This window comes from Pseudoalteromonas sp. AOP7-A1-14, from assembly GCF_052376275.1.
GTDB lineage: Bacteria > Pseudomonadota > Gammaproteobacteria > Enterobacterales > Alteromonadaceae > Pseudoalteromonas.
On the sequence record NZ_JBQSVO010000034.1, the window covers coordinates 18,334 to 29,745 of the forward strand.

Annotated in this window: 7 protein-coding genes; 3 read left to right on the forward strand and 4 right to left on the reverse strand. The window is 40.1% G+C overall.

Features of this window, described 5'->3' with window-relative positions; all coding sequences use genetic code 11:
• Nucleotides 1-147: 147 nt before the first annotated feature.
• Together ACT3RM_RS07550 and ACT3RM_RS07555 are read left to right on the forward strand one after the other, a co-directional pair.
• Nucleotides 148-771: an HAD family hydrolase gene (locus ACT3RM_RS07550; RefSeq protein WP_441994754.1), complete on the forward strand. Its 624-nt coding sequence runs from the start codon at nt 148-150 to the stop codon at nt 769-771.
• Nucleotides 772-943: 172 nt separating this feature from the next.
• A complete protein-coding gene (locus tag ACT3RM_RS07555; RefSeq protein ID WP_441834308.1) occupies nt 944-1,669 on the forward strand; it encodes a YebC/PmpR family DNA-binding transcriptional regulator in 726 nt (241 codons plus the stop codon).
• 181 nt (nt 1,670-1,850) lie between these two features.
• On the opposite strand, the gene ACT3RM_RS07560 is transcribed toward ACT3RM_RS07555, so the two are convergent.
• Nucleotides 1,851-4,025 carry a malate synthase G gene (locus tag ACT3RM_RS07560; RefSeq protein ID WP_441994755.1) on the reverse strand — a complete coding sequence of 725 codons (2,175 nt, stop codon included), beginning with the start codon at nt 4,023-4,025 and terminating at the stop codon, nt 1,851-1,853.
• Between the two features lie 240 nt (nt 4,026-4,265).
• Here ACT3RM_RS07560 and ACT3RM_RS07565 point away from each other — a divergent pair, with 240 nt between their 5' ends.
• On the forward strand, nt 4,266-5,867 hold the full coding sequence (locus ACT3RM_RS07565; protein WP_441994756.1) for an isocitrate lyase: 1,602 nt from the start codon (nt 4,266-4,268) through the stop codon (nt 5,865-5,867).
• Nucleotides 5,868-6,681: 814 nt separating this feature from the next.
• Here ACT3RM_RS07565 and ACT3RM_RS07570 read toward each other — a convergent pair.
• The 3 genes from ACT3RM_RS07570 to ACT3RM_RS07580 form a co-directional block, all read right to left on the reverse strand.
• Nucleotides 6,682-8,706 carry a S9 family peptidase gene (locus tag ACT3RM_RS07570; RefSeq protein WP_301562756.1) on the reverse strand — a complete coding sequence of 675 codons (2,025 nt, stop codon included), beginning with the start codon at nt 8,704-8,706 and terminating at the stop codon, nt 6,682-6,684.
• A gap of 111 nt (nt 8,707-8,817) precedes the next feature.
• Nucleotides 8,818-9,534 carry a thioesterase II family protein gene (locus ACT3RM_RS07575; RefSeq protein ID WP_441834304.1) on the reverse strand — a complete coding sequence of 239 codons (717 nt, stop codon included), beginning with the start codon at nt 9,532-9,534 and terminating at the stop codon, nt 8,818-8,820.
• Nucleotides 9,535-9,567: 33 nt separating this feature from the next.
• Nucleotides 9,568-10,812, reverse strand: a complete 1,245-nt coding sequence (locus ACT3RM_RS07580) for an MFS transporter (RefSeq protein WP_441834303.1) — start codon at nt 10,810-10,812, stop codon at nt 9,568-9,570.
• Nucleotides 10,813-11,412 lie beyond the last annotated feature (600 nt).

Sequence of the window (11,412 nt, forward strand, 5' to 3'; positions counted from 1 at the left end):
CCAGTTCACGTAAACTATCTTAATAGTATCGCTTTTAATTTAAAAGCGAGTGTCAGTTTTTACTATTAATTTAACAGTCATATATGGCTGTTAAATTAATGACTGTTTGCATGGAACTGATATTTACCCTCATATTCAAGGATTGGTATGAACGCCTTAGATAACAAAATCTCAGGAATTATATTTGATTTAGATGGTACTTTGGTATCATCTGAGCTCGATTTTTCACTTATAAAAGCCCAAATTGGTTGTCCTATCAAGGACGATTTACTCACCTTTATTGATAACCTTCCTTCTCCTTATATGCGCGAAGAGGCACTCGATATTGTGCATCAACACGAACTTATCGATGCCCAGTATGCGACTTTAATGCCTGGAGTTGCAGAAGCTATTGATAAATTAAAGATCCAAGGTGTGCCGATGGCTATCGTGACCCGCAATTATAGTCGTGCTGCAGCGCTGAAATTAAAAAATAATCCTCTACCGATACAAACGGTACTAACCCGAAGTGACGCACCCGCTAAGCCAAATCCTAGCGCGCTTAATGCAATTGCAACACTTTGGGAAATAAAGCAACAATATTTACTCTACGTCGGCGATTACCTTTACGATATTCAAGCGGCACATAATGCCAATATGCGCGCCTGCTTATATACTCCTAAAGAGATACCTATTTATGTTGACCAAGCGGACTATATAATTAGCCACTTTAGTGAATTACCAAAACTGGTAAAAGAGGTTGATAAAAAGACTTTTATTGTATCGAGATGATTATAATGCGACTAGATCCTATGTTATGTTAAATTGACCTTTACTTTATTTAACCGATAATTAGTTAAGTACTTTTTAATTTTACTTTTCGTTGTATATAACTACTAGCTCAATGTAGTGTGAGTTGTTAAAATAAGACAATATAAAGCAAAGTATACAGTCGAGGCACAAAATGGGCAGAGCATTTGAAGTCCGTAAAAGCTCTATGGCTAAAACAGCCAACGCAAAAACCAAAGTAAATTCTAAATATGGTAAAGAAATTTACGTTGCAGCTAAAAATGGCGAACCTGATCCAGAAGTAAATCAATCACTAAAACGTTTAATTGAACGTGCAAAGCGCGACCAAGTACCAGCTCATGTGATCGAAAAAGCTATTGAAAAAGCTGCAGGTGGTGCGGGTGAAGACTATTCAACAGCGCGTTATGAAGGATACGGTCCAGGCAATTGTATGGTGATTGTTGATTGTTTAACCGATAACCCAAATCGTACAATCAAAGATGTACGTTTACCGTTTACTAAAACCGACTCTAAAATTGGTACTCCAGGTTGTGTTGCTCACATGTTTGATCATTTCGCGGTGCTAGGTTTTAGCGGCAATGATGATGAAGTTGTGCTCGAAGCATTAATGATGGCTGATGTAGATGTCACTGACGTAGAGGTAGAAGACGGTAAAGTGTCTGTTTTCGCGCCGCATACAGAGTATTACAAAGCTAAAAAAGCCCTCGAGGAAGCGTTTGACGGAATTAACTTTGAAGTTGATGAAATCACGTTTGTGCCACAAGTACATGTGGAAATAACGGATGAAGATGACATTGCTAACTTCGATAAGTTTATCAATATGCTAGAAGATTGTGATGATGTGCAAAGCGTTTATCACAATGCCACGGTGGTGAATTAGAGTCAGCCAGCGAAAGAAGCTAGCAAGACTCAAGATGAAGTCACAAGTAAAGCAGCAGCCTAGGCGTTAATTTATTGGATAATGTGCGATGTGCTCTAACTGAATGAAACAGACGTCTACGGCATAAAAAAGCCAGCACGACGGCAGGCTTTTTGACACTAACAAACTTTATCCTGTTTACTTATTTCATTGTTTTATACTTTATGCGAAAGGCATGCAATAATGGTTCGGTATAGCCACTAGGTTGTTTAACTCCTTCTAAAACAAGGGCTAATGCAGCCTGAAATGCAATGCTTTGACTCAGTGTTTGTGCTGAGCTTGCCATATTATTATAGTTAGCATCGCCTTCATTTTGGCTGTCTACTACTTTTGCCATTCTTGCCATGGTCGTGCGTATTTGCTCTTCATTACAAATACCATGATGCAGCCAATTAGCCATATGCTGACTTGATATACGCAGCGTTGCTCTATCCTCCATTAAACCTACATGGTTAATATCAGGTACTTTCGAGCAACCAATACCTTGCTCAATCCAGCGTACTACATACCCCAAAATACCTTGTGCGTTGTTATCTAGTTCAGTTTGAATATCTTCTTTTGATAAGTGACTAGGATCTGACATCAGCGGCGGGGTTAATAAGCTAGTTAAGCTTGCTGTTTTACGCATTAATAGACTTTGTTGACATTGAAAAACATCAATATCATGGTAATGCATAACGTGCAATGTTGCGGCTGTAGGGGAGGGGACCCACGCGGTATTGGCGCCACTTTTAGGATGCGCAATTTTTTGCTGCATCATTAAGGCCATTTTATCAGGCATGGGCCACATGCCTTTGCCAATCTGGGCGTGGCCGCTTAAGCCGGTAGCAAGGCCAATATCAACGTTGCGGTCTTCGTAGGCTGCAATCCAACGCTGATTTTTAATCTCTGCTTTAGGTAACACCACGCCAGCTTGCATTGAGGTATGAATTTCATCGCCGGTGCGGTCTAAAAATCCGGTATTAATAAATACCGCGCGTTTTTTAGCTTCATAAATACAGGCTTTTAAGTTAGCAGATGTACGGCGTTCTTCATCCATGATACCTATTTTTATCGTATTTTCACTCAGGCCTAGCACCTGCTCAACGCGGCTAAACAAGGTATTTGTGAAAGCCACTTCTTCTGGGCCGTGCATTTTTGGTTTTACGATATTAATGCTATTCGCTGTTGAGTTTTTGATTGCCTTTTGGGTTTTTAAGTCGTGTAACGCAGCGGTTGATGTGAGCATGGCATCCATAATGCCCTCATAAACATCTCTGCCTTGGCTATCTTGAATTGCAGAGGTGGTCATCAGGTGACCTACATTGCGCACAAACATCATACTACGACCTTTTAGAGTAATAGTTTGACCATCGACCCCTTGATAGCTTCTATCGCTTGCTAAGCTACGTTCTACGGTTTTCCCCCCTTTATTAAACTGCTCAACAAGGTTTGCTTTCATCAAGCCAAGCCAGTTTTTATAAACGCCAACCTTATCTTCGGCGTCGACGGCGGCAACAGAGTCTTCACAGTCCATAATGGTGGTAAGCGCAGCTTCAAGTATCACATCTTTTAGACCTGCTTTGTCTGCTTGACCAACGTGGTGGTGGTGATCAATTTGTAGCTCTATATGTAAGCCATTATTTTTTAAAATAATAGCGCTTGGGTTTTGCGCTTCTCCTTGAAAACCAACGAGTTGTTGTGGGTTTGCTAATCGTACCTGGCTGCTATCTCGTAGGGTGATCAGTAGTTGGCTATCGACAACTGAATAGTTAGTGCTTTCACTGTGTGAACCACTTGCCAATGGCAGAGCTTTATCTAAAAATTGCCTAGCGTAGGTCATTACTTTAAAACCGCGCACCGGATTGTACTGTGAGCCTTTCTCTGCACCGTCTTCTTCACTAAGTACATCAGTTCCATAGAGTGCATCATATAACGAGCCCCAGCGTGCATTAGCCGCGTTTAGCGCAAAGCGGGCATTACTTACCGGCACAACAAGTTGCGGCCCTGCTAATAAAGCTATTTCAGGCTCTACATTGTCAGTTTCAATACTAAAGTCATCAGGCTCAGGCACTAAGTAACCAATATCACTTAAAAAATCCTGATAATGCGTTGCATCGAGCTTTGTGTGCTGTTGATGGTAGGCATCAATTTGCGTTTGAAGGTGTTCACGCTTTTCTAGCAGCGCTTTATTTATTGGTGTTAGATCATTAATTATATTAGCGAAACCCTGCCAAAAACAGTGGTTAGAAATACCCGTGTCGGGTAAAAGTTGGTGTTCGACAAAGTCAGCAAGCTGCTTATTTACGGTCAACCCATAGAGTGAGAGTGAAGTCATAATACTTGGTTCCTTTAAACGGTTTTTTGGCTGTTCGATTGTTTGTAATACAACCATATCGTAAAAAAGCACATAAAGGAGCCTTTTACGTATTCACAAAATCAATTGCCGCAATAACAACTATAAATTTACTAAATTATCATAATCGGCCTACTGTTTAATTAAGCGCTAACACAGGAAGCTGTTTTAGCCACTCTCATAAATGTATAAATAAACAACAGCCGTTCAAAGGACTTTATTATGACAACATATCAACGTGAAACAGATAACCTAGCAACACTTTGTCAAACTCAAGGTAAAACTTGGCAGTCAATTAACCCTGAGTACGCAAGCCGTATGCGTTTACAAAATCGTTTTCGTACAGGGCTTGACATAGCGCAGTACACCGCTGATATTATGCGCACAGATATGGCCGCATATGATGCTGATACTAGCCAGTACACACAGTCGTTAGGTTGTTGGCATGGATTTACTGCCCAGCAGATGATGATGGCTATAAAACGTCATCAAAAAACGACTAAACGCAGTTATGTATACTTAAGCGGCTGGATGGTGGCTGCTCTTCGCTCTGAATTTGGTCCACTACCTGATCAAAGTATGCATGAAAAAACCTCAGTGCCGGCGTTAATTGAAGAGATTTATACCTTCTTAAAACAAGCTGATGCACGAGAGCTCGATCATCTGTATAAAGAACTAGATAACGCTAAAGTAAGTGGCGATGATGTGCAGCCTATCGTAAATAAAATCGATAACTTCGAAAGCCATGTCGTGCCCATCATTGCAGATATTGATGCAGGATTTGGTAACGAAGAGGCTACTTATTTATTAGCTAAAAAAATGATTGAGGCGGGTGCCTGCGCTATTCAAATCGAAAACCAAGTATCTGACGCTAAGCAATGCGGCCATCAAGCCGGTAAAGTAACTGTGCCACATGAAGACTTTTTAGCAAAAATTAACGCGGTGCGTTATGCATTTTTAGAGTTAGGCATTGAGAATGGCGTTATTGTAGCGCGTACAGACTCATTAGGTGCAAGCCTCACGCAAAAAGTGCCAGTATCTAAAACGCCCGGCGACCTTGCTAGTCAATATAATGCCTTTTTAGAAACCACATCAATCAATGGTGTTGATGATTTAAATGAAGGTGATACGGCAATGAAGCTTAACGGCAAGCTATGTAAGCCAACACGCCTTGATAATGGTCTGTTTCAATTCCGTGAAGGTACCGAAAAAGACCGTGTAGTACTTGATTGTATTACTAGTTTGCAGTCGGGCGCCGATTTATTGTGGATTGAAACCGAAAAGCCACATGTAAAACAAATTGCTGAACTGGTTAATCGTGTTAAAGAGCAAGTGCCCGATGCAAAACTAGTTTATAACAATTCACCGTCATTTAACTGGACACTTAAGTTCCGTGAGCAGGTATACAAAGAATGGTTAGATGAAGGTAAAGATTTATCTGCTTACCCAAGTATCGATGATAATAAAGCGTTGATGGCACCCGAAATGGATAATACTGAATTGGCACAAGCAGCCGATGTGTTAGTACAAAACTTCCAACGCGATGGCGCACGTGAAGCAGGGATTTTCCATCATTTAATTACTTTACCAACGTACCATACAGCCGCGTTAAGTACTGATATTCTATCAGAAGGCTACTTCGGCGACTTAGGAATGCTAGCTTATGTACGTGATGTACAGCGCCAAGAAATTCGTCGTGAGCAAGCGTCAGTGAAGCACCAAGATCTAGCGGGCTCTAATATGGGTGATACGCATAAAGAGTACTTCTCAGGTGAAAATGCGCTTAAAGCCGGTGGTGAAGCCAACACCATGAATCAATTTTAATATGATGTAGCAACAATTAGATTCCTATCAACAATGTTACCAGGGCCGCAAGGCCCTTTTTTCGTGCATAGCTAAATGAATAAGCTTGTGCATAGCGGAGTTTTAAGCGTAACCTAACTTGCTAACTTGCTAACTTGCTAACTTGCTAACTCAGATCACTATTTTACTAGCAGGAGTCTAGGCTCTAACTTTTCAGATCAGAGTTTAATTAAGTGAAGCTTTTTTGGATCAGAATTTCATCAAGCGAGGGGAGTGGTTTGTATCCTCTACTGATTTTGGCCTGTTAGAGCTGATTTTACTCTTTAGAAGGGGGATTATTGATAAATAGTGTCGTTTATTCTTATTAGTTAAGCGATATAAACCGATTTTTTACTAACTCAAAGTCGTTACAAACCATTTTTTTACTAACTGAAACGCCATAAACAGTGACTCAAACCGATTTTTTACTAACTCAACTGACTGAAATTGCTATAAACCGAAATTTTACTAACTCAGCTTACCTACTAAGTCCGATATAAATATTGCTCAATGTGAATAAGCACTCACTTTTTGTAAAGGGGGTTTACAAAAGTGAGGGGAAGTTAGCGAGAGTAAAGTTAGCGAGAGTAAAGAGACGAAGTACTTGACTACCGCGTTTAAAAATTTATTTTGATAAAACTCGCAAACTCGCAAACTCGCAAACTCGCAAACTCGCAAACTCGCAAACTCGCAAACTCGCAAACTCGCAAACTCGCAAACTCGCAAACTCGCAAACTCGCAAACTCGCAAACTCGCAAACTCGCAAACTTTACTCTCAGAACTCGCTAACTTATTTCTATTTACTATGCTTATCAAACCACCACTGAATATAAGCTACTTTCGTCATTAAATTTGAAGGGCGTTTAGTTATGCCATGCGATGCGCCAGGAATGCGCACCATTGCCGTGTCCACACCTTGTAGTTTCAAAGCTTGGTAGTATTGCTCAGTTTCAGATATCGGCGTGCGGTAATCGACTTCGCCTGTTAATAGCATGGTCGGGGTTTTAACATTACCTACATAGCTTATTGGAGAGCGTTTCATATAATGCGCAATGTGATCCCAAGGCTTGCCAGGGAACCAGTAATCAGCAAAAAATGGGTAGTAGTCAGCAGTTAGTACAAAACTGATCCAATTGATAACCGGTTTCGCGACAACAGCAGCTGCAAAACGGTCAGTATGACCCACAACCCATGCTGTTAGTGTGCCACCGCCTGAGCCACCGGTGACAAATAACTTAGACTCATCAATAAAGCCCTTTGCAATTAATGCATCTACACCAGTCATTAAGTCATCAAAGTCATTACTTGGGTAATTATGATGAATTGTTTGCGCAAACTCCTTACCATATGAATCACTGCCACGTGGGTTCATATAAAGTACTACATTGCCCTTGGCGGCAAACAATTGGACTTCAGGGCTAAAATGAGGGCCATAATTGGCCACTGGTCCACCATGTATCTCAAGTACTAATGGGTATTTTTTGGACTTATCAAAACCCGGTGGATATGCAACCCAACCTTGTATAGCTAAATCATCATGACTTGATTTAAGCCAAATTTCTTCAACCTTGGCTAGGTTTTTATTAGCTAATGCATCTTCATTTAATTGAGTTAATGGTTGCGTTTTACCGCGCTTTAAAAATGCGATATCGGCAGGGCGCTGAGTATTTGCTAAGGTAAATGCCACTTCGCCATCTTCGCTCACATCAAAATCACCACCCGAATATGGGCGGCCAAATGATACGCTGCCTATGTCTTTAGTTAACAGCTTACGTTTGCCGCTACGTGGTTGATAGGCGAGAGTAGTTTGTCCTTCACTATCAAAAGCAAAGTAAAGTCCTTTTGAGTCATCAGCCCATTTTATTTGTGCAACACTGCGGTCTAAGTCGGCTGTAAGACTTTGTGTTTTATCTGTTTTTAAATCACGAATATATAATTGCGTATTTTCGTAATTGGTTTTTTTATCATCATATCCTGTGTAGGCCAAATAACGGCCATTAGGTGAAATCTGTGGTTGGCCATCTGGGCCGAGTCTATCGGTGATTTGAGTGATCTCAGCAGATTGTAAATCCAGTTTGTAGATTTCAGAGTTGGTTGGCTTAAATAAGTAATCTGCATGGCGATTTGCTGAAAAATATAAACTTGCGCCATCATGACTAAAGCTGATTGCACCGCCATGGTCAAAATCACCAGATGTCAGCTGATTTGCATTACCGCCAGTGGCACTAATTTCAAATAGGTGGCGAAAGCCCTTTTGTGTATAACCACCACCATCAGCGCGGTAATAAACATCATCAATATACTTAGCAGGCTCAGCCCAATTAGCACCCTTTGGCTTGCCAGGTAAAGACACTGGGCTTGCGCTGGCAGCGGGGACAAACTGACTAAATACAAGTTTTTTACCATTCGGTGACCAAGTTAAATTGCCAGGGCTTTGGGTTAAATTACTGATCTTGGCAACTGCGCCGGTATTCAGCCATTTGACATAAATTTGGCTACTGCCATCGCGCGTTGAAATAAACGCTAAGCGCGTTTCATCGGGTGAAAGCACTGGCGAGTAATCCATATGCACGCCAGAGGTAAGCGGTTGCAGTTGTTTTGAACTGCTATTAACCGACCAAATATTACTGACTTTACTATCGCTTTTAATATCCATGCGATTACGAACAAAATACACGGTTTTACCGTCGTTAGTCATTTCAATTTGATTGGCATATTCAAGGTCGAATACGTTTTCAAGTTGTAGAGTTTGCTCTGATGGACTCGCAAAGCTTGCAAAACTGGCGGTCGCTAAGAGCGCCAAAGGGGCAATAAACTTCATTTTTATTCCTTGTTATTAAACAACATTAGTACTGTTATAAAGTAACAGCGATTAAAAATACACCTGATTGCGATGAACCCCCCTATAATTATTTAGTTGCAAACAAAGTATTTAAGTTTTTAACATTGATAATGAGGCCGAAATTTGCTCAAGCATGGCTTTGCGAGAGCTAAGATCATTAAAGAAGAAATGATCTCCAGCTAATGGGTAGCAACCTAACCACTGGGTTGTGTATTCCTGCCAAGCTAGCATATGGGTGTGACTTGAAATATCTGGATCATCTTTGCCATAGAAAACCAATAAAGGGCGGTTTATTTTTTCAACGCTATCTTGCAGCATATTATCATTCAGGTGAAGATCGTTCCGTAAAATCGACAAGAAGAAATCCATTGCATCTTCATTCTTAAATAGTTCAGAAGGCACATTGTTGTAGCGACGCAGTAAGTTTATTAACTCTGATCTGCTAAGTAATCGCTTGGCTGGCATTTTGTGAGTGTAACTAGGTGCAGGTCTGCCACTTACGATAATCATTTTTAATTGCTTAAATAATGACGTGTGTTCAATTGCTGCAATTACACGCCAAAGTAGTGCGGCCCCTACACTGTGACCAAATAATATAAATGACCTTTGTTGATGAGATTCTATTTCTGCTACTACATGCTGTGCGAGAGTATCAGGATCTTGGAGCAAAGGCTGCTTAGCTAATGCTCCATGCCCTGGATATTCTACGGGTATGATAGTGATATTGTTGGTTGCTTGTTTTTTCCAAGGTGCATATAAAGTACTACTACTTCCTGCGGGAGGTAGACAGAATAAGTTTATTGTCATATTGAAACCTAGTTAAGAGTAAGGGTTTTATGCTCATGAGAGACTACTTTCTACGTGGATTTTAGAATATTCGTTATCATTATTTTTCCGCACTAGAGCAAACCAAGCTAGTACTGCAACTGCGAAAGTTAGTATTACGCCAGCAATAGTAATGATGCTATAACCAACATATTTAGCCAATGCCATACTAATGGCAGAATAAATAAATCCCATTAAAGACACAAAGCTAAATTGTAAGGTAAAAAATGTGGCTTTACGGTGAGTGATCGCAGCTTTGTCCATGATCATGGTTGAAAGTGTCACAAGCAATGCTGGAAAGCCAATAAAATAAATTGTAACGGCAGTATAAACTGTTAACTTATCAGTATAACCCATTGTTATTGGAATAATAAAAGCTAAGCCTAATGCTTGTGTTAGGGTAATAGCTAATAATGCCTTAATACGTCCTAAGCGAGTGATTACCGTTGTTGCAAATAGGGCCGATACGACGCCTATTGCTGAACCAAATACTTTGGTTATGAATCCGACTTCACCCAGCTGCCACCCTGCATCGATTAATAATGGCGTTAATATGGCAAAACCGCTAGTGAAACCAATGGGATATACAGCTAATAGCATAAACCATCGACGCTGGCTTTTTATAAAACGATAGACATCACGCAATAGGTTCCCTGAATCAATATGTTTTACCTTAGTAGCTGATTGCTCCGGTTCAGTGAATAACAGTATTTGCATTAACGAAATAGACGTTAACCCAGCCAAAAGCCATAATGAACCATGCCAGTGTAACCATGGATACAACATCAGTATCAGCCCGCCACCAATAATGTTGCCTAATAAATTACCCGAAAACTGGATACTACTGGCCCACTTGCGTGAGTCGGCGTCGAATAATTTACAGGATAAACCATCAACAGAAACATCTTGTACACTCATAAAAAACATGTAAAGAATCAATGCAGCAAATATCCAGCTAAATTGATGCTCTAAATTCATCATCCCAGTGAGTATCAACAGTAATGTCATACCCGCTTGAGCAACAATTAGCCAGCTTCGATATTGACCTTGAAAATAGCAGCGGTATTTATCGATTAACGGGGCATAAAAAACTTTACCTGCTAACGGCACCATTGCTAGGTTTAGCAATGCGAGTTTATCTAGCGGCACACCTTGTTGCCGTAGAATGGCAACTGCTGCTGACAGAATAAAAGCAATACCTATGTATTGAGAAATATAAATACTGGCCAGCATTGGCCAAGGAAACCTTTTACTAATCATTGTATTACGTCCATAACTAAAGCTGAGTGTACGTTAAAAAAGCTGATTATAAAATTTGCAGAAAGTCGAATTTTATTAATACAAATAAAATTATAAACAATTATCATTTGAAATGGTAGGTGGTGATAGTTAATACAATTGCATTAATTAAGATTTTACGCCTAGAACAGAAAGTTACTTAGGAATACTTTCGCTACAGTTAAAGGGTTACATTCAGGAAGGAAAATATAAATTTAATAAGTTTTCTAGTGACTGCTGCTGTATTTGAATCCCCGCACAATAATAGTTTATAGCGTAATGAGTCAATTACTTATCTTTATCAATGTGTAACGAACTGCTTGACGAAGAAGAAAAAACGGACTAATGTAATTGAAATTGGTAATTATTATCATTTACATTAAGTTTTAGTTGTGGCTGCCTTATGCTGATATGGTCAGACAATACTGTTTTATGGGTGTTGGTAATTACAAAATTGTGAGCGAAAAAAGCAAAGGAACAAGGAATGCAAAAATCTTCTAGTCGGTTAATCTCAGATATCATTCACTTTGACCAAAATGAGGCGTCTGTGTTTGCTACTAGCGAACATCAGTTATTTGTTTG